We start from the raw sequence: 19,557 nt of genomic DNA, 5'->3' as shown, positions 1-19,557 counted from the left end.
GACGGGATCGCCAAGCGGCGCGGCGGCTCGCGGGCCGCCGCGGCAACAACGGGTTCTCCATGCATCTTGTCGATGTCGTACTGTCCGGCCTCGTCCTCGGCGGCATCTATGCGCTGATCGCGATCGGCCTGTCGCTGCAATATGGCGTCGCGCGGATCATGAATCTCGCCTATGGCGAATTCACCGTCGCCGCCGCCTTCGCCGCCTATGTCCTGTTCACCGCGGTCGGCATCAACCCGATCCTGGCGCTCGCCGTGGTGATGCCGGCCTCGTTCGCGGCCAACTGGCTCGTCTATCGCTGGCTGATGACGCCGCTGGTGCGCCGCGCGCCCGATGCCGGCGCGCTGGAGGTCGATACGATCCTGGCGACTTTCGGCCTGCTCTTCGTCGTGCAGGGCGTGCTGCTGGTGATCTTCGGCGGCACCTATTTCAGCTATTCCTATCTGGCCGTCCCCGTCGAGATCGTCGGCACGACCATGGCCGCCAACCGGCTGCTCGCGGCGCTCGTCGCGCTTCTGCTCGGCGCGGGGCTCTATCTTCTGCTCACCCGCACGCGCATCGGCACCGCGGTGCGGGCGGTCGCCGCCAGCCCTGCTTCGGCGAGCCTCGTCGGCATCGACACCGCGGCCTTCGCCGCCTTCGCCTTCGCCCTCGGCGGCGCCCTCGTCGGCGCCTCCGGCGTGCTCGTCTCGATGTTCCTCACCTTCAATGCTGCAATGGGCGTCGTCTTCACCATGAAGGCGCTGATCGTGGTGATCATGGGCGGGGTCGGCAACCTCCTCGGCGCGCTGGCCGCCGGCCTCATCCTCGGCCTGGCGGAGGCCTTCGGCGGCGCCTTCGTCGATACCGGCCTGACGCTCGCCATCAACTTCGCCCTGTTTCTCGTCGTGCTGCTGATCCGGCCGACCGGGCTCTTCGGCAGGGCGGCCCGATGAGGCACGACCTGAAAGCGCCGCTCGCCGTCATCGCCGTGGGGCTCGCGCTGGCGCCGCTGCCGCTCGTGCTCGACGCCTACTGGCAGTCGCTCGCCATCAACATTCTGATGTATGCCGCGCTCGCCACCGCCTGGGCGCTGTTCTCCGGGCCGACCCGCTACGTCTCGCTGGCCACCGTCGCCTTCTTCGGGCTCGGCGCCTATTGCATGGCCTTTCTCGGCGAGGCGCTGCCCTGGCCGGCCGTGCTCGCCGTGGCGGCCCTGGCCGGCGCGCTCGTCGCAGCGGTGGTCGGCCTTTCCACCCTGCGCTTGTCCGGGGTCTATTTCGTCATCTTCACCTTCGGCCTCGCCGAGCTCGTCCGTCAGCTCGTCACCTGGGCCGAAGCCAAGTTCGGCGGCACGGTGGGCCGGTTCATCTTTGTCGACATCAGCCAGCGCGACATCTATTGGCTGCTCACCGCGCTTTGCGTCACCGTCTTCCTCGCCGGCCTCGCCATCGGCCGCTCGCGGCTCGGCTGGGCCCTGCGCGCCATCGGCGAGGACGAGACGGTGGCGCGCCATGCCGGCGTCGACGCGACCCGCGCCAAGGTCGCCGTCTTCATCGTCAGCGCCACCTTCATGACGCTGACCGGCGCGGTCATGGCGCCACGCTGGACCTATGTCGATCCGACCATCGCCTTCAATCCGATCGTCTCGTTCCAGGTCTTGATCATGGCGCTGCTCGGCGGCGCCGGCCGGCTGTATGGGCCGCTGCTTGGCGTCATCCCGCTGGTCCTTCTGTTCGAGGTGCTTTCGGCCAATTTCCCGAACTATTTCTCGATCCTGCTCGGGACGACCTTCCTGCTGGTCGTCTATTTCGTGCCCGACGGCGTTTCCGGCCTGTTGCGCGGCCTTGCCGGCCGGCGTGCGAGCGCGGAGCCGCAGCCATGACCGCGCTCATCACGATCTCCGGTCTCGCCAGGGCCTTCGGCGGCCTGAAGGCGGTCGACGGGCTCGACGCCTCGGTCGGGCCGGGCGAGGTGGTCGGTCTCGTCGGGCCGAACGGCTCCGGCAAGACCACCGCGCTCAACCTGATCACCGGCAACCTGAAGCCCGATGCCGGCACCATCCGTTTCGACGGCCGGGCGATCGAGGCGGAGCCCGCCTATCGCATCGCCCGCGCCGGCATCGCCCGCACCTTCCAGCTCGTCCGCGTCATGCCTTCGCTGTCGATCGCCGAGAACGTCGCCGTCGGTGCCATGTTCGGCGCGGCGCCCTGCGCGCCGGCCGAAGCACTCGCCCGGGCCCGGCCGCTGATCGAGCGCGTCGGGCTTGGCGACCGTGCCGCCCTGCCGGCGGCGCGCCTCACCTATATCGACCAGAAGCGGCTGGAGCTGGCCCGCGCGCTCGCCGGCAGGCCGAAGCTGCTGCTGCTCGACGAGTGGCTCGCCGGCCTCAACCCGACCGAGCTCAGGGATGGCATCGCGCTGATCCGCTCGATCGCGGCGGAGGGCATCGCCATCATCATGGTCGAGCACGTGATGGACGCGATCCGCGCGCTGTGCGGGCGCTGCATCGTCATGAATGCCGGCCGCAGCATCGCTCAAGGTCCGACCGCCGCCGTGCTCGCCGAGCCGGCCGTCATCCGCGCCTATCTCGGAGACGACGATGCTTGAGGTCGGCGCGCTCACCGCGGCCTATGGGCCGCATGTCGCCGTCGATGCCGTCGACATCCATGTCGGAGCCGGGGAGACCGTCGCCATTCTCGGCGCCAACGGGGCCGGCAAGTCGACGCTGCTCAAGGTCATTGCCGGACTGACGCCGGCGGCCGCCGGCGCGCGCATCACGCTGAACGGCCGGCCGCTGGTCGGCCTGGCGCCGCACCTGATCGTCGAGGCCGGCGTTGCGCTGGTTCCCGAAGGACGCGGCATCTTCGCCGACCTGACGGTCAGGGAAAATCTCGGGCTCGGCGCCTTTCCGCGCCGCGCCAGGGCCGGCGAGACGGATAATCTCGACCGCGTTCTCGCGCTCTTCCCGCGGCTCGCCGAACGGCTCGGCCAGCGCGTCCATACCATGTCGGGCGGCGAACAGCAGATGGTCGCGATCGGCCGGGCCCTGATGTCGGCGCCCGTTCTCCTGATGCTGGACGAACCCTCGCTCGGCCTCTCGCCGCTGATGACGGCCGAGCTGTTCAAGGTGCTCGGCCGGGTGAGAGCCGCCGGCATGGCCATCCTCATCGTCGAGCAGAATGCGCGCCGCAGCCTGAAGCTGGCCGACCGTGCCTATCTCATCGCCAATGGCCGCATCGTCGGCCAGGGCCCGGCGGCGGCGCTTGCCGAAGATCCGAAGGTCGCCGCCGCCTATCTCGGCGGCCAAGCCTGATGCTTTGAACGAGCCCGAAGCCATGAAGGAGCTGCCATGAAACACGTCAACCTGATGATCGATGCCCGCGAGGTCGCGGCGAGCGACGGCCGCACCTTCGACCGGCTCGATCCGATGACCGGCGCGATCGCCTCGCGCGCGGCGGCCGCCGGCACCGCCGATGCCCGGGCGGCGGCGGATGCCGCCGCCGCGGCCTTCCCGGCCTGGTCGACGACCGGGCCGAACGAGCGGCGCGCGAAACTGCTCGCCGCCGCCGCGGCGCTGGAGGCCCGGGCCGAGGATTTCGTCCAGGCCATGCTGACCGAGATCGGCGCGACCCGCGGCTGGGCCATGTTCAACGTCTCGCTCGCCGCCGGCATGCTGCGCGAGGCCGGCGCGATGACGACCCAGATCACCGGCGACGTCATCCCGTCCGACAAGCCGAACAACCTGGCGCTGGCGGTCCGGCAGCCGGTGGGCGTCATCCTCGGCATCGCGCCGTGGAACGCGCCTGTCATCCTCGGCGTGCGCGCGCTCGCCATGCCGCTCGCCTGTGGCAATACGGTGGTGTTCAAGGCCTCGGAACTCTGTCCGGCGACCCATCAGCTGATCGGCGCGGTGCTGAACGAGGCCGGCCTGCCGCCGGGTGTCCTCAACGTCGTCACCAATGCCCCCGCCGACGCCCCCGCCGTCGTCGAGGCGCTGATCGCCCATCCCGCGGTCAAGCGGGTCAATTTCACCGGCTCGACACGGGTCGGCCGGATCATTGCCGAAACCGCGGCGCGCCACCTGAAGCCCGCGCTGCTGGAGCTCGGCGGCAAGGCGCCGCTGGTCATTCTCGACGATGCCGATCTCGACGAGGCGGTCAAGGCGGCGGCCTTCGGCGCCTTCATGAACCAGGGCCAGATCTGCATGTCGACCGAACGCATCGTGGTCGACGCCAAGGTCGCCGACGCCTTCGTCGCGAAGTTCGCCGCCAAGGCGAAGTCGCTGCCGTCAGGCGATCCGCGCGGCCAGGTCGTGCTCGGCTCGCTGGTTTCGACGGCCGCGGCCGACCGTGTCGTCGAGCTGATCGGCGACGCCACGGCGAAGGGCGCGCATATTGCCGCCGGCGGCACGCGTGAGGGTACGGTCATGCCGGCGACGATCGTCGACCATGTCACGCCGGCCATGCGCATCTATGGCGAGGAGAGCTTCGGCCCGGTCGTCTCGGTCGTGCGTGTCGGCGGCGACGAGGAGGCGATCCGGGTCGCCAACGATACCGAATATGGCCTGTCCTCCGCGGTGTTCTCCCGCGACATCGGCCGCGCGCTCGGGGTGGCGAAGCGCATCGAGGCCGGCATCTGCCACATCAACGCACCGACGGTGCATGACGAGGCCCAGATGCCGTTCGGCGGCATGAAGGCCTCCGGTTACGGCCGCTTCGGCGGCACGGCCGCGGTCGATGCCTTCACCGAGCTGCGCTGGATCACCATCCAGACCGGGCCGAGGCCCTATCCGTTCTGACGGACGCCGGCCGGCGGCGCGCGCAGGGGCTCCCTGCCGTGCCGCGGCTGGCCTCGTGGCCGCTCCCCGTTTAATCCTTTAGCGGGGCGAATGATAATCGCCCGGCGACAATGGTGCAGCGGGAGCAGCGGATGACCAAGGGATTGCGCAAGGGCCTGACCAGTTACGGCGATGCGGGGTTCTCGCTGTTCCTGCGCAAGGCCTTCATCAAGGCGGCCGGCTATTCCGACGACGCGCTGGACCGGCCGATCGTCGGCATCACCAACACCCACAGCGACTACAATCCCTGCCACGGCAATGCCCCGCAGCTCATCGAGGCGGTGAAGCGCGGCGTCATGCTGGCCGGCGGCATGCCGATGGTGTTCCCGACCATCTCGATCGCCGAGAGCTTCGCCCATCCCACCTCCATGTTCCTGCGCAACCTGATGGCGATGGACACCGAGGAGATGGTGCGCGCCCAGCCGATGGACGCGGTGGTGATCATCGGCGGCTGCGACAAGACGCTGCCGGCGCAGATCATGGCGGCGGCCAGCGTCGACCTGCCGACCATCGTGGTGCCGGTCGGACCGATGGTGGTCGGCCATCACAAGGGCGAGGTGCTCGGCGCCTGCACCGACTGCCGTCGCCTTTGGGGCATGCATCGCGCCGGCGAGATCGATGCCGAGGAGATCGAGGTGGTCAACGGCCGGCTGGCACCCTCGGTCGGCACCTGCATGGTCATGGGCACGGCCTCGACCATGGCCTGCGTCACCGAGGCGCTCGGCCTTTCCCTGCCGATGAGCGCCTCCATTCCCGCGCCCCATGCCGAGCGCATCCGCTCGGCGGAGGCGAGCGGCCGGCGGGCGGCGGAACTGGCCGTCGCCGGCGGGCCGCGCCCCAGCGAATTGCTGACGCCGGCCGCCTTCCGCAACGCCGCGGTCGTGATGCAGGCAATCGGCGGCTCGACCAATGGCGTCATCCATCTCTCCGCCATCGCCGCCAGGACGAAGCACCGGCTCGATCTCGACCTGGTCGACCAGCTTGGCCGAAAGGTGCCCGTGCTGGTCGACCTGAAGCCGTCCGGTGCCCATTACATGGAGCATTTCCACCATGCCGGCGGCGTGCCGAAGCTCCTGAAGCAGCTCGGCGATCTCATCGACGGCGCGGCGATGACGGTGTCTGGCAGGACGCTCGGCGAGATCGCCGCGGCGGCCGAGGACGTGCCCGGCCAGGACGTCATCCGGCCGCGCGACAATCCGATCAAGGCCGAAGGCTCGATGGCCATGCTCGGCGGCAATCTCGCCCCGCGCGGGGCCGTCATCAAGCAGGCAGCGGCAACCCAGCGCCTGCTGCAGCATACCGGCCGGGCGGTGGTGTTCGAATCGGTCGAGGACATGACCAATCGCATCGACGATCCCGATCTCGACGTGACGGCGGACGATGTGCTGGTGCTGCGCAATGCCGGTCCCAAGGGCGCGCCGGGCATGCCGGAGGCGGGCTACCTGCCGATCCCGAAAAAGCTCGGCCGCCAGGGCGTCAAGGACATGGTGCGCATTTCCGACGCGCGCATGAGCGGCACGGCCTTTGGCACCATCGTGCTGCACATGACGCCGGAATCGGCGGTCGGCGGGCCGCTCGCCCTGGTCCGGTCCGGCGACATGATCCGGCTCGATGTCGCCGGACGCCGCATCGACCTGCTGGTCGACGAGGCCGAGCTTGCCGCGCGTCGCGCCGCCCTGCCGCCGCCCGAGCGCCCGGCCTGGGCGAAGCGCGGCTACGCCCGGCTCTTCCACGACAGCGTGCTGCAGGCGGACGAAGGCTGCGACTTCGATTTCCTCGTCGCCGAGGACGGGGCGTGACGCGATAGGCGCGGAGGCGGCCGGGCGCCCCTGGATCCTGGCGAAAGCCTGTCCGGCGGGCCGCTCGCGCAAGACGCGTGAGGTGGCCGAGGTCAGCGGTGCGCCGGTTCGACCGGCACGAGGACACGCTCTATGGCGGTCGTCAGCGACGTCGTGCCGCGCCGGTGTTCGTTGCCGGCCTGGTGCACGATCAGGCCGTTGGCTATGCCCTCATACAGGCCGAGCAGCGCGCTCGCCACTTCGCCGGGCACGCCTTCCGCGGCGAGCAATGCGGCGCGGCGCTCCGGCGCGACGAACACCGGCGTGACCGGGCGGCCGAGAACGCTCGCGAAGGCCGCCGCCACGTCGCTGGCGCTCCACTCTGCGGGGCCGCCGAGCTCGACGATCCGCCTGCCGGTCCACGTCTCGCGAAGCAAGGCCGCCGCCGTGCGTCCGACATCGATGGTGCTCACCATCGGGATTTTCTGCGAAGGTTCGAGAAAGGTCGGAAGCGTGCTTTCCGATCTTGCCGCTTCCGCCACCTCGCCCCAGGTCTCGACAAAATAGCCCGGCCGCAGGAAGGCGGTCGCCGGGGCCACGCCGTCGAGCAGGGCTTCGAGCCGGTTGAGCGTCACAATGACGCCGGTGCCGGTGGCATGCTGCGCTCCGACCGACGACAGGACGACGGCCTTCGGCAGGGCCGCCCGCCGCGCCGCTTCGGCCAGCGCAGCGCCGAGTTCTTCCGTGCGGGCGTAAGGATCCCCCGCCACCGGCGGCGGATTGAGCAGGAAAGCGCCCGTGGCGCCGTTCAGCGCCGCGGCCATCGCGCTGATATCCTCGATGCGCGCGACGGCGACCTCCGCGCCGAGGGCAGACCATTTTTCGCCCTGCTCCCGGTGGCGCAGGACAACACGCACGGCTTCGCCGCTGCCGATCAAGGCGCGGGCGACCTCGCCGCCGGCCCGTCCGTTTGCTCCAAGCACGACATGCATGATGGCACCTCCATCCGTTGTTCAATGGCGAAAACGGATAGGTGTGGTCGTTCCATGCGTCCAATGCATGCTCTATATAGTCAAAATGCGCGAAGTGGATTTACGTGGGACCGATCTCAATCTGCTGGTGGTGCTCCAGGCGCTGCTGGACGAGAGGAATGTCACACGTGCCGCCCACCGGCTCGGCATGAGCCAGCCGGCCGCGAGCCGGGCGCTCGCGCGATTGCGTGCGCTGTTTTCGGATTCGCTGCTGGTCGATGGGCCCGGTGGCTATGTCCTGAGCGCCCGTGCCGAAGGGGCGCGGCCCGCGCTGCGCCGGATCCTGGCGGATGTCGGCGACATGCTGGAGGCGAACAGGTTCTATCCGGCTACCGCGACGGGGCGGATCCGGCTTCTCATGCCGGATCTGCAGGCCGTCGTGCTCGCGCCGCGCCTGCTCGCCCGCCTTGCGGGCGAGGCGCCACTGCTCGATCTCGATATCATCGCGCCGGGCGTGAACCCGATCGAAGCGCTGGAGCACGGCGCCGCGGATGCGATGGTGGCGCTGATCGACGAGGCGCCGGCTGGCATCCGGCGACGCCGTCTCTATGACGAAGAGCTCGTGACGCTCATGCGGGCACATCACCCTGCGCTCGCCGGAGACCTCACGCTCGATCGCTTCCTCGCGCTCGAGCATATCGTGGTCAGCGTTACCGGGGTCGGGTCCGCGCCGGTCGATGAGGCGCTGGCGCAAATGGGACGAACGCGGCGGGTGAGGCTGCGCGTACCGAACTTCTTCGCGGCGGTCGAGATCGCCGCGCGCTCCGACCTCGTCATGACCTTGCCGTCGAGCCTGGCACGCGCGGCCGCCGACATGAGGCGCTTCGTGTCGTTGCCGCCGCCCCTTGATCTCGAGCGTGTCACGATGAGCCTTGCCTGGCATGTGCGGCAGCAGGATGCGCCGCGGCATAGATGGTTGAGACGCGCCGTCGTGGCGGCCGCGATGGACATGCCGTCCGTCGCCGGCGCCAGGGGCTGAGGCCGAAAGGCGCGCTGTCGGTCGCATGGTGCCCGGGCGCGCACCTGAAGCGCGCCGCGAGCGCCGAGCGAGCTTCAGCTTCAAGCGCCTATTGGCCTCGAAGTTCGCCTCGGCCTCACCAAGGAAACGAGGCGAACGTCGGCGTCAGGGCAGGCGCGGCCGACCCCGACCTCAGGCGTCGAGGATCGGCGCGAAGCCGCCATAGACCATGCGCTTGCCGTCGTAGAGCCCGCCGCCGCCGTTCATGCGCTCGTCGGCCATGATCTTCTGCCAGCCATCGTCGCGGGCCTGCTTCGAGGGCCACTCGACCCAGGAATAGACGACGTTCTCGTCGCCTTCCGCTTTGACGGCGCCCTTGTAGTCGGTGACCTTGCCGTCCGGCACATCCTCGCCCCAGGCCTCGACCACGCGGCTCGCGCCATGCTCGACGAAGATCGCCTGCGCCCGGTTGGCGAGTTCCTGGTAGGCAGTCTTGTTGCTTTCGGGCACCGGCAGCAGCATCCCATCGATGTAGCCCGGCTTGATGCTACCCTTGCTGTCCACGATCGGGCTGAAGCCGCCATAGATCATGCGTTGGCCGTCGAACGGCATGCGCGCGCCCATGCCTTCGGCGCGCGGATCGGCCATGAACTTCTGGAAGGCCTCCTCGGCCACCGCCTTGCTCGGAAATTCGATCCAGGAGAAGACGATGACCTCGCCGGGCTTGGCCTTCACCGCGCGGTTGAAGTCGGTCACCTTGCCTTCGGGCACCGCGTCGCCCCAGGCTTCGACCACCCGCGTTGCACCGTGATCCTTGAAGATGACCGCGGCTTCGGTTGCGTGCTCCAGATAGGCGTCCTTGTTCGCAGCGGGGACTGCCGCGACGAAACCTTCCACATAGGCCATGACGTCATCCTGATGATTGTCGGGTCGGAAAGGCCCCCGGCGCCGCCTGGCGGGCCGCTTTGTGCTTGACGAGATAGGTTGATATCAACATATTTGATTCATGTCAAACGCCGTCCCGCTCGAAGTCACCCATCACGTCCGCGATCATTGCCTGTGCCTTGCGACGCAGCGGGCCGCGCGCTCGCTCGCCCGCCGCTTCGACGTGGCCCTGCGGCCGGTCGGCATCACCAGCGGCCAGTTTTCGCTCCTGATGTCGCTCAACCGGCCGGATCCGCCGCCGATCGGCTCGGTGGCGACCTTGCTCGCCATGGACCGCACGACCCTCACGGCCAACCTGAAGCCCCTGGAGCGGCGCGGGCTCGTGGTCCTCAAGGTCGACCCGGCGGACCGGCGCAGCCGCCTGCTGGCGCTGACTGCCGAGGGCAGGACACTGCTCGCCGCGGCCGTGCCGATCTGGCGCGACACCCACGCGGCAGTCGACGCGGAACTCGGCACGATCGACGGCAAGGGCCTGCGCACGGCCCTCGGCGCGCTCGCCTGACCATTCTCTGGTCGCCACCCCTTATCGCCTCTTGACGTCATCCCCGCTTGGCGCTGTTATTGACTAACTGGTTAGTTTAGACGGCAGGGGACGATGGCGGGCGATCAGACGAGCGGGCATGTCCGGGTTGCCGTCGATATCGGCGGCACCTTTACCGATATCGCGCTCACCACCGAGGACGGCCTCGTCCACGAGAGCAAGGTGTCCTCGACCCCGGACGATCCGAGCCGGGCCGTGGTCGAGGGGCTCGCCCAGCTCCTCGCCGAGCTCGGCATCGCGCCGGCGCGCGTCGCCGAGGTGCTGCACGGCACGACTGTCGGCTCCAACACCATCCTGCAGCGCTCGGGCGCCCGCACCGGCCTGATCACCACCCGCGGCTTTCGCGACGTCCTGGAGATCGGCCGCATCCGGATGCCCGACATGTTCGACCTCACCTGGGACAAGCCGAAGCCGCTGGTGCCGCGCCGCCACAGGCTCGAGGTCACCGAGCGGCTCGCCGCGGACGGCACGGTGGTCGAGCCGCTGGTCGAGGCCGAGGTGATCGCCGCCGGGCGCGCGCTGGTCGAGGCCGGCATCGAGGCGGTCGGCATCTGCTTCATCAACAGCTACCGCAATCCCGTCCACGAGCGGGCCGCCGAAGACATTCTCCGCCGCCATTTCCCCGATCTGCTCATCACCACCTCCTGCGCGGTGCTGCCGGAGATGAAGGAATACGAGCGCACCAGCACGACGGTGGTGAACGCCTATCTGCTGGCGGCGATGCGCGCCTATCTCCAGAAGTTGGAAGCGGGCCTGCGCGCCACCGGCATCGCCGCACCGATCCTGGTCATGACCTCCAACGGCGGCATGCTGGCGGCCGGCGCCACCTGCGAGAAGCCGGTCCTGGTGGTCGCATCCGGCCCGGCCGGCGGCGTGGTCGGCGCGGCAAGGCTCGGCCTTGCCCGCGACGAGCGCGACATTATCGTCTTCGACATGGGCGGCACCACCGCCAAGGCCGTGATCATCGAGGACGGCCGGCCGACCATGACCTCGGAATACGAGTTCCGGGACGGCATGTCGGCTTCCAGCCGGTTCATCAAGGCCGGTGGCTACATGCTGAAGGTTCCCGCCATCGACATTGCCGAGGTCGGCGCCGGCGGCGGCTCCATGGCCGGCATCGACAAGGGCGGCCTTCTCACCGTCGGGCCGCAATCGGCCGGCGCCGTGCCGGGCCCGGCCTGCTATGGCCTCGGCAACGACCGGCCGACCGTCACCGACGCCAATGTCGTGCTCGGTTTCGTCAATGCCGAGGAACTGGCCGGCGGGCGCCTGGCGATCGACCGGGCCCTGTCGGAACAGGCCATCGGTGAGCATGTCGCGCGGCCGCTCGGCCTCGATATGGCCGACGCCGCCCACGGCATCCGCCAGGTCGCCAACGCCGCCATGGCGCGGGCCGTGCGCGCGGTCACCGTCGAGCGCGGCCGCGACCCGCGCGACCTCACCCTCATGGCCTTCGGCGGCAATGGCGGCGTGCACGCGCCCGACCTCGCCCGTCAGCTCGGCATCCCCCGGGTGGTGGTGCCGCCGCTCTCGGGCATCTTCTGCGCAGTCGGCATGCTCGCCTCCGATGTCGAGCACACCGCCCTCGCCACCGTCACCCGGCCGCTCGCGGCCATGACGCCGGCCGAGCTCGCCGCCCTCAAGGCGGGCCTTGCCGCCGAGGTGGCCGGCCGGCTCTCCGGCGACGGCTATCCGCCCGAACGCCAGGCCTTCCTCTGGGAGGCGGACCTGCGCCACGAGGGGCAGGCGACGGAACTGCCCGTCGCCTTCGAGGGCGAGGATATCGGCGAGATCGCCGAGCGTTTCGTCGCCGAATATTTCAAGACCTACGGCTATCGCGACGAGACGCCGATCGAGCTGATGAAGCTGCGCGTCATCGGCCGCGGCCTGCGCGGCAACCGGCTGGATTTCGCCGCCATGACGATCGCCCACCGGCCGGGCGCCGCGAAGGCGCGCACCCGCGAGGTCGCCTTCGCCCGTGGCGAGAAGCCGGTGCCGGTCGGCATCGTGCCGCGCGCGGCGGTCGGCCGCGAGCCGCAGCAGGGTCCCCTGATCATCGAGGAATATGACGCCACCATCGTCGTGCCGCCGGATGCCCGCGTCCACCGCGACGCCATCGGTTGCATCGTGCTGGAATTCGGAGCCTGAGGATGAAAGTGGATCCCATCACCTTCGCCGTCATCAAGAGCGGGCTCGATTCGATCGCCGACGAGATGGCCTATACGGTGGTGCGCATCGCGCGCTCCGAGATCGTCAAGGACGTGATGGACTTCTCCGCGGCGATCTGCGCGGGCGACGGTCAGATGGTCGCCCAGGCCAAGACCATCGCCCAGCATCTCGGCGCGATTCCCGAGGCGATGGCCGCTGTGCTCGACAAGTTCGGCGACGACCTCGCCGAGGGCGACGTCGTGATCATGAACGACCCCTATCACGGCGGCATGCACCTGCCCGACATCTTCATGTTCGTGCCGATCTTCGCCGCCGGCCGCCGGCGGGCCTTCGCGGTGGTGATCTGCCACCACACCGATGTCGGCGGGCGGGTGCCGGGATCGAACGCTTCCGATTCCACCGAGATCTACCAGGAGGGCCTGCGCATCCCGCCGCTCAAGCTCTATGAGCGCGGCGTGCTCAACACGACCCTCGAGACGATGATCAAGATCAATGTCCGCGTGCCCGACCGGGTTTGGGGCGACCTCTCGGCCCAGTTCGCCGCCGCCCAGGTCGGCAGGCGCGGCATCGACAAGCTGATCCAGCGCTACGGCGCCGACGAGGTCGACGCCTATATGCAGGAACTGCTCGACTATGCCGAGCGGCTGACCCGCCAGGAAATCAGGACCTGGCCGAAGGGCACCTATCGCTTCACCGACCATATCGACGACGACGGCTTCTCGGACCGGCCGATCCCGATCAATGTCGCGATCACCGTGCGCGACGACGGCTCGCTGTTCGTCGACTATACCGGCTCCTCGCCGCAGGTGCGCGGCGCGCTCAATGCGACGCTCAGTTTCACCCATTCGCTGACCTATCTGAGCGTGCGCTGCGTGCTCGCCCGCGACATTCCGAACAATGTCGGCATGTTCCGCTGCGTCGAGGTCAGGGCGCCGGAGGCTTCCGTCCTGAATCCGGTCATGCCCGGGCCCTGCGCGGCGCGCGCGCTCACCGGCTACCGCGTCTTCGACACCATGCTCGGCGCGCTCGCCAAGATCGTGCCGGACAAGGTGCCGGCGGCCGGCGAGGGCGGCAATAGCGTCATCTGCATTTCGGGCCTCAGGCCCAACCGCCAGCCGTTCATCATCGTCGACATGATCTGCGGCGCCTGGGGCGGCCGGCCCGACAAGGACGGGCTAGAGGCGGTGACGAACGCCTCGCAGAACCTCTCCAACATGCCGGTCGAGGTGATGGAGGCCGAGCATCCCGTGCGCATCGAGGACTATGGCTTCGTCACCGACAGCTGCGGTGCCGGCCGCTGGCGCGGCGGCGTCGGCATCCGCCGCTCCTACCGCATTCTCGCCCCCGAGGCGCTGCTGCAGATGCGCACCGACCGGGTGGCCTTCCGGCCCTATGGCCTTGCCGGTGGCGAGCCCGGCGGCCCCTCGCGCAACAGCATGGAGGTCGACGGCGTCAGGCGCGACCTGCCCGGCAAGATCACCACCACCGTCGGCGCGAACACGCTGATCGTTCACGAGCAGGCCGGCGCCGGCGGATTCGGCGATCCGTTCGAGCGCGATCCGGCGCTCGTCCGCGAGGATGTGATCGACGGCAAGATCACCGCCGCCTTTGCGGCGCGGCATCATGGCGTCGTCATCGACACCGCGGGCGTTCTCGATCTGGCGGCGACGGCCGACGCGCGGGCGAACCGTTCCGCCATTGCCGAGGTCGCCTGACATGGCCGGCGCGGCGGTCAGGCCTGGAACCGGGGGCGTGCGTGACAAGATCACGCGCAACCCCGAGGCAAGCCGCGCCCGCATCCTCGAGGCCGCGCGCATCGAGTTCGTCACCCATGGCCTGAACGGCGCCCGCGTCGATCGCATCGCCGAGCAGTCGGGTGCCAACAAGAACCTCATCTACCACTATTTCGGCTCCAAGGAGGCGCTCTATCTCGCCGTCCTGGAGCGCATCTATGCGGGCCTGCGCGAGAGCCAGAAGGACGAGGACCTGCGCGGCCTGCCGCCGCTCGAAGGCATGCGCCGGCTGGTCGGCAACACGTTCGACCATTTCGTCGCGACCCCCGACCTGATCCGCCTGATGAGCGTGGAGAACATCCACTACGGCCAGCACCTGAAGCGCTCCGAGGCGATCCGGCCGCTCTATGGCCGCCTGCTCGACACGCTGCGCCAGATCCTCAGGCGCGGCCAGGCCGAGGGCGTGTTCCGCGCCCATGTCGACGAGGTCGATCTCTACCTCTCGATCTCGGGCCTCGCCTATTTCTTCCTGTCCAACCAGCACACCCTGTCCTGGCTCCTGGAGCGCGATTTCGTCGCGCCCGAGCGCATCGCGGGCCGGCGGCGGCATGTCGTCGAGATGGTGCTGAGCTATTTGACGCAAAGTTCGCCCGGAGAGGCGGACGGCGCAAAAAACCAGAGGTGAACGGAGAATGGACCATGAAGCGATTGGTGACGGCCACGCTGCTCGTTGCAGCGGTATTCGCCTGTAAGGCCGCGCCGGCCGCGGCCCAGGCGGCAGCGCCCGCCGGGCCGCCCGACAAGGTCTCGGTGCGGCTGGATTTCTCGCCCTGGGGCGTGCAGGCCGCGATGCATCTCGCCCGCAACCGCGGCTGGTTCCGCGAGGCCAATCTCGACGTCGACATCCAGGACGGCCGCGGCTCCGGCAACACGATCCAGCTCGTCAATGCCGGCCAGGCCGATATCGGTCAGGTCCAGGTCGGGCTGGTCGGCTCGGCGCGGGCCCAAGGCGCCAAGATCCGCGCGATCGCGACCTTCCAGCGCCGCACCGATCTCTGCATCCTGGTCGATCGCACCGCGACCGCCGCCCGCGCGGCGGATCTGCGCGGCCGCTCGCTGGTCGTCTTCGCCGCCAGCCCCTGGGCGCCGTTCATCGATCTCTACCTGAAGGCCGGTGGGCTCACCCGCAACGACGTCAAGGTCGACTTCGTCGACCCCGCAGCGCTCTGGGGCACCTATACCGCCCGGCGGGCCGACGGGCTGATGTCGACGGTCGGCTCGGCCCTGCCGATCGCCGAGCGCTCTCGCCCCTCGAAATGCCTGCTCGCGGCCGACGAGGGCATCGCCTTCCCGAGCTATGGCCTGGTCGCGCGCGAGGACGTCATCGCGAGCCGCGGCCCGGTGCTGCGCCGGCTGATTGCGGTGCAGCAGCGCGCCTGGGAGCATCTGCGCGGCAATCCCGACGACGGTGTACGCGCCATGATCGCCGAGCGGCCCGATGCGCGCCTCGATCCCGAAGTGCTGCGCGGCCAGATCAAGCTGACCATCGACTATTTCGACACGCCGGCGTCGCAGGGCCGGCCGATCGGCTGGCAGGCGCGCGAGGACTGGGAGGCGGCGCTGAAATCGCTGGAGGCGGCCGGCGTCGTCCGCCCGGGATGGACGGTCACCGACTACTTCACCAACCAGCTGGTCGAGTGACCATGACGATCCGCCTCACCAACCAGCGGGCCGGCCGGCCATGACCGACTGTTTCACCAGCCAGTGGGTCGCCAGGCCATGACGATCCGGATGAGCACGCCCGTCGTGGCCGAAGCCTATGTCTCGGTTCGCGGCGCCGGCAAGACCTACATGTCGCCGCGCGGCCCGGTCTCGGCGCTCGCCGATATCGATCTCGACATCGCGCCGGGCGAGTTCGTCAGCGTGGTCGGGCCCTCGGGCTGCGGCAAGAGCACGCTGATGAAATGCGTCGCGGGCCTCGAAGCGGTCTCTTCCGGCGAGATCCGGGTCGGCTCCGCGCCGATCGACGGCCCGCCGCAGGGCCTCGGCGTGGTGTTCCAGCGCGACGTGCTGCTCGACTGGCGCAGCGTCCTCGACAATGTGCTCCTGTCGATCGAGTTCCTCGGCCTCAAGCGCGCCGACTATCACGACCGGGCGCTGGCCCTGCTCGACCGTTTCGGGCTCGGCGGCTTCGAGCATCGCTACCCCTGGGAGCTGTCCGGCGGCATGCGCCAGCGCGCCTCGATCTGCCGGGCGCTGCTCGCCGATCCCGACCTGCTGCTGATGGACGAGCCGTTCGGCGCGCTCGACGCCATGACCCGCGACGACCTCAACATCGAGCTCGCCCGGATCTGGCAGGAGACGCGCAAGACGCTTCTGTTCATCACCCATTCGATCGCCGAAGCCGTGTTCCTCTCCGATCGTGTCGTGATGATGGGCAGGGCACCGGGCCGGATCATCGACATCGTCGCGATCGACCTGCCGCGCCCGCGCTCGCTCGCCATTCGCGAGAGCGCGGAATTCGCGGCCTATGTGAAACGCATCCGCCACCACTTCGCCGAGCTCGGGATCGTCAAGGAATAGCCCATGATGCGCGCCCTGAAACGGCTGTTCGCCGCCGACAACGAGGTTCGGGACGTCGTCGCGGTCCTGGCCGCTGCCCTGGTGCTCTGGGAGATCGGCGTCCTGATCTTCCAGCCCTCGCCCCTGATCCTGCCGTCGCCGACCGCCATCGTCGCCGCCTTCATGGAGACGCCCGGCCTGTTCCTGCGCCATCTCGGCTTCACCCTGGCGATGACCTCGCTCGGTTTCGTGCTGGCGGTGGCGCTGGGCGTCGCGCTCGCCGTCGGCATCGTCTATTCGCCGCTGCTCGAGCGCACCGTCTACACCATGCTGGTGGCGCTCAACTCGATCCCGAAGGTCGCGCTGGCGCCGCTCTTCGTCATCTGGCTCGGCACCGGCACCGAGCCGAAGGTGGCGATCGCGCTGATGCTGGCGATCTTTCCCGTCGTCATCGACACCGTGCTGGGCCTGCGTTCTGTCGACCCGGACATGCTGTATCTCGCCAGGGTCTCGCGCGCCTCGCCCTGGGCCATTCTGTTCAAGATCCGCTTTCCCTGCGCGCTGCCGAGCCTCTTCGCCGGCATGAAGGTCGCCATCTCCTTCGCGCTGGTCGGCGCCATCGTCGGCGAGTTCGTCGCCGGCAGCCAGGGCCTCGGCTTCCAGATCCTGCTGGCCCAGGGCCAGTTCGACACGGTGCGCGTCTTCGTTTCGCTCATGCTGCTCGGCATCGTCGGCACCATCCTGTTCTTCCTGGTCGACTTCGCCGAGCGCCTGCTCCTGCCCTGGCACGTCTCGCAGCGCGCCCGCCACAGCGTGGGCGCTTCGGGATGACGGGTGCTGCGGCGAGGGCGGCCGTTTCGAGGCTCGCCTTCGGCTCGCACCTTGCCATGAGGGATGGAAAAGTCATGGCCTCGACGAGGGTGCAGAATGCGCGCTAACCCATTGGTTCATGCGTCCCCGCGGTGCCGCACCCGACCACCGGTCCTGATGCAGTGAACCTGCGCGAAGGGGCGTGCCGCACGGCCCGTTTTGATGCAGGGCTGCGTTTCGCGCGAGGCGTCCGACGATCGTGATAGGGGATGTCGCATTCGCTCCGCGAAGGTCACCGGGACTGGCATGAACGATCCGCAAGCACCCCATCCCCGCGCTCTCCTCGGCATCGCCGCGCTGATTGCGACCGGCGCGCTCTGGGGCAGCAACCATGTGGTGGCGCGCGCCGCGCGCGACATCGTGCCCCTGCCGTCGCTGGTGTTCTGGCGCTGGGCGATCGGGCTCGCCGTCCTGACCCTTGTCGCCCTGCCGACGCTGCGGGCGGCCCTTCCGGCGATCCGCGCCCGCGCCGGCGATCTCGTCGTCGGCGGCATCGTCGGCGTCGGCCTGTTCTCCTACCTGCTGCTCGGCGGCGCCTATCGCAGCATCGCCATCGAGGTCGGCTTCATCAATGCGACGACGCCGATCTGGGTGGCGCTGATCGGCCTTTTTTCGGGCGGCGAGCGGGTCGCGCCGCTGACCTGGATGTCGCTGGCGATCGCCTTCGCCGGCACGGTGCTGATCATCACCAAGGGCGATCCGGCCGTCCTCGCCGGGCTCGACTTCAATCTCGGCAACCTGCTCTCGCTCTGCGCGGCCATCACGTTCGCCTGGTTCTCGCTGCGCTTGCGCGACTGGACGCGCACCATCGATGCGCTGCCGCTGTCGGTCGCCACCGGCTGGGTAGCGCTGCTCCTCGTCTTCCTGCCGGTCTATCTCGTCTGGCTCGCCCTCGGCGGCCCCTGGCTCGCCTGGCCGGAGGCCGATCCCGGGACGGCGCTGGCGGCCATCGCCTATGTCGGGCTCGGCCCGACCATGCTCGGCAATCTCTTCTATCTCTATGGCGTGATGACCAACGGCCCGCAGCGCGCGGCCGTCTTCCTCTATCTCAGCCCGGTCTTCTCGGCGGGTTTCGCCATGCTCTGGCTCGGCGAGCGGCTCGCCTGGTTCCATGTTGCGGGTTTCGCCGCGATCATTGCCGGCCTCGTGCTCCTCAACCGCGCCACGGCGCCGAGGCCGCGCGTGGCGTGACACCGCGAGTCATCAAGAAATGACTCGTGGTTCCGACTCGCTATTTCCGCCAGGCATTTGGTGTCGGAAATAGCGATGTGTTCAAGGCGCGGATGCGTTGTCACCGTCGTGACGTGGCATGAGGCCCGCGCTGGCCATTCGACGCCGCACTGGCCATATATCTGACCAGCTGACTAGATTGGCGCGAATGGACAGGTGGCGGACATGACCACGGCGAAAGGGGCCGGCAGCCGTGTCGCGGCGAACCTGTGGAAGCTCGAAGACGCGAAAGCGCGTTTCAGCGAGGTGGTGCGGTGGGCGCGCCAGAAGGGGCCGCAGCGGGTGACCGTGCGCGGCCAGGACGCGGTTGTCGTGTTGAGCGTCGAGGATTTCGAGCGCCTTGTGCCGCAGACGCCCAGAATGCCGTTCCTCCAGTTCATGGCGAGCTTGCATCTTGGCGGCCTCGACCTGGAACGCGAAACGGACCGCGGACGGGATGTCGAGCTGTGAAGGGGTGGTTGCTGGACACCAATGTCGTTGCCGCCCTGGTCAATCCACGCGGCGCGGCTTCGGTGAAGGCATGGGCGGCCGGGCAGGATGAGGCGAGCTTTCATCTGAGCGTGCTGACCCTCGCCGAATACGACAAGGGTATTCACAATCTCGCTCCCGGCGATCCGGATCGGCCACGCTATGTGGCGGCGCGCGACGCGCTGGCGGCCCGGTTCGATGGGCGCGTCCTGTCATTGAGCGATGCGATCGTCAGGTCCTGGGGGCGCCTGTCGGGAGAGGTGAAGCGGGCCAGCGGCCATGCCCCGCCGGTGATCGGTACGATGCTTGCAGCGACGGCGATCGCGCATGATCTCTACCTGGCGGCCCGCAATGCAAGGGATGTCAGACTGTCGGGAGCCGCGGTGTTCGACCCTTGGTACGACGACGTCGCAATGTTTCCGTTGAGCCCATCGACGGGAAGAATGCGATAGC

General features: G+C 69.0%; 19 protein-coding genes. 17 read left to right on the top strand and 2 right to left on the bottom strand.

From position 1 onward, the window contains the following. Nucleotides 1-59 precede the first annotated feature (59 nt). From OZ671_RS02285 to OZ671_RS02260, 6 genes are all read left to right on the top strand, one after another. Complete coding sequence (locus OZ671_RS02285) at nt 60-935, top strand: branched-chain amino acid ABC transporter permease (protein ID WP_268859212.1); 876 nt, start codon at nt 60-62, stop codon at nt 933-935. Then, entirely contained in the window at nt 932-1,864 is a 933-nt protein-coding gene (locus OZ671_RS02280; protein ID WP_268859211.1) for a branched-chain amino acid ABC transporter permease, read from the top strand. The genes OZ671_RS02285 and OZ671_RS02280 overlap by 4 nt, the downstream gene beginning before the upstream one ends. Next, nucleotides 1,861-2,589, top strand: a complete 729-nt coding sequence (locus OZ671_RS02275) for an ABC transporter ATP-binding protein (protein ID WP_268859210.1) — start codon at nt 1,861-1,863, stop codon at nt 2,587-2,589. Before OZ671_RS02280 ends, OZ671_RS02275 begins: the two co-directional genes overlap by 4 nt. After that, entirely contained in the window at nt 2,582-3,295 is a 714-nt protein-coding gene (locus OZ671_RS02270) for an ABC transporter ATP-binding protein (protein WP_268859209.1), read from the top strand. The genes OZ671_RS02275 and OZ671_RS02270 overlap by 8 nt, the downstream gene beginning before the upstream one ends. Nucleotides 3,296-3,331: 36 nt before the next feature. Continuing rightward, the gene (locus OZ671_RS02265) at nt 3,332-4,780 is read left to right on the top strand and encodes an aldehyde dehydrogenase (RefSeq protein ID WP_268859208.1); all 1,449 of its coding nucleotides are present in this window, start codon (nt 3,332-3,334) and stop codon (nt 4,778-4,780) included. A 131-nt stretch (nt 4,781-4,911) separates the two neighbouring features. Further along, nucleotides 4,912-6,618: an IlvD/Edd family dehydratase gene (locus tag OZ671_RS02260; protein ID WP_268859207.1), complete on the top strand. Its 1,707-nt coding sequence runs from the start codon at nt 4,912-4,914 to the stop codon at nt 6,616-6,618. Nucleotides 6,619-6,710: 92 nt separating this feature from the next. Here OZ671_RS02260 and OZ671_RS02255 read toward each other — a convergent pair whose 3' ends face one another. After that, the gene (locus tag OZ671_RS02255) at nt 6,711-7,589 is read right to left on the bottom strand and encodes an NmrA family NAD(P)-binding protein (protein WP_268859206.1); all 879 of its coding nucleotides are present in this window, start codon (nt 7,587-7,589) and stop codon (nt 6,711-6,713) included. An 85-nt stretch (nt 7,590-7,674) separates the two neighbouring features. On the opposite strand from OZ671_RS02255, the gene OZ671_RS02250 reads away from it, so the two are divergent. After that, nucleotides 7,675-8,607, top strand: a complete 933-nt coding sequence (locus OZ671_RS02250) for a LysR family transcriptional regulator (RefSeq protein ID WP_328286332.1) — start codon at nt 7,675-7,677, stop codon at nt 8,605-8,607. A 171-nt stretch (nt 8,608-8,778) separates the two neighbouring features. Here the strand turns inward: OZ671_RS02250 and OZ671_RS02245 are convergent, their stop codons facing one another. Further along, nucleotides 8,779-9,492, bottom strand: a complete 714-nt coding sequence (locus OZ671_RS02245) for a DUF1428 domain-containing protein (protein WP_268859204.1) — start codon at nt 9,490-9,492, stop codon at nt 8,779-8,781. Nucleotides 9,493-9,592: 100 nt separating this feature from the next. Here OZ671_RS02245 and OZ671_RS02240 point away from each other — a divergent pair, with 100 nt between their 5' ends. The 10 genes from OZ671_RS02240 to OZ671_RS02195 all read left to right on the top strand — a co-directional run bounded on the left by OZ671_RS02240 (nt 9,593) and on the right by OZ671_RS02195 (nt 19,556). Then, complete coding sequence (locus tag OZ671_RS02240; protein WP_268859203.1) at nt 9,593-10,033, top strand: MarR family winged helix-turn-helix transcriptional regulator; 441 nt, start codon at nt 9,593-9,595, stop codon at nt 10,031-10,033. A 93-nt stretch (nt 10,034-10,126) separates the two neighbouring features. Beyond that, nucleotides 10,127-12,220, top strand: a complete 2,094-nt coding sequence (locus tag OZ671_RS02235; protein WP_268859202.1) for a hydantoinase/oxoprolinase family protein — start codon at nt 10,127-10,129, stop codon at nt 12,218-12,220. Between the two features lie 2 nt (nt 12,221-12,222). After that, on the top strand, nt 12,223-13,956 hold the full coding sequence (locus tag OZ671_RS02230) for a hydantoinase B/oxoprolinase family protein (RefSeq protein WP_268859201.1): 1,734 nt from the start codon (nt 12,223-12,225) through the stop codon (nt 13,954-13,956). A gap of 37 nt (nt 13,957-13,993) precedes the next feature. Continuing rightward, entirely contained in the window at nt 13,994-14,659 is a 666-nt protein-coding gene (locus OZ671_RS02225) for a TetR/AcrR family transcriptional regulator (protein WP_268859200.1), read from the top strand. Nucleotides 14,660-14,673: 14 nt separating this feature from the next. After that, complete coding sequence (locus OZ671_RS02220) at nt 14,674-15,675, top strand: ABC transporter substrate-binding protein (protein WP_268859199.1); 1,002 nt, start codon at nt 14,674-14,676, stop codon at nt 15,673-15,675. 90 nt (nt 15,676-15,765) lie between these two features. Then, nucleotides 15,766-16,557: an ABC transporter ATP-binding protein gene (locus OZ671_RS02215; RefSeq protein ID WP_268859198.1), complete on the top strand. Its 792-nt coding sequence runs from the start codon at nt 15,766-15,768 to the stop codon at nt 16,555-16,557. A gap of 3 nt (nt 16,558-16,560) precedes the next feature. Beyond that, on the top strand, nt 16,561-17,367 hold the full coding sequence (locus OZ671_RS02210; RefSeq protein WP_268859197.1) for an ABC transporter permease: 807 nt from the start codon (nt 16,561-16,563) through the stop codon (nt 17,365-17,367). A 285-nt stretch (nt 17,368-17,652) separates the two neighbouring features. After that, complete coding sequence (locus OZ671_RS02205; RefSeq protein ID WP_268859196.1) at nt 17,653-18,597, top strand: DMT family transporter; 945 nt, start codon at nt 17,653-17,655, stop codon at nt 18,595-18,597. A gap of 204 nt (nt 18,598-18,801) precedes the next feature. Then, nucleotides 18,802-19,086, top strand: a complete 285-nt coding sequence (locus OZ671_RS02200; protein ID WP_268859195.1) for a type II toxin-antitoxin system Phd/YefM family antitoxin — start codon at nt 18,802-18,804, stop codon at nt 19,084-19,086. Next, nucleotides 19,083-19,556, top strand: a complete 474-nt coding sequence (locus tag OZ671_RS02195) for a type II toxin-antitoxin system VapC family toxin (RefSeq protein ID WP_268859194.1) — start codon at nt 19,083-19,085, stop codon at nt 19,554-19,556. Before OZ671_RS02200 ends, OZ671_RS02195 begins: the two co-directional genes overlap by 4 nt. Nucleotide 19,557: the final 1 nt, after the last annotated feature.

Source organism: Phreatobacter sp. AB_2022a (genome assembly GCF_026847585.1).
Classification (GTDB): Bacteria; Pseudomonadota; Alphaproteobacteria; order Rhizobiales; family Phreatobacteraceae; genus Phreatobacter.
Note: the sequence above shows the minus strand (reverse complement) of the source record. Positions and strands in the feature narration are given on the sequence as shown.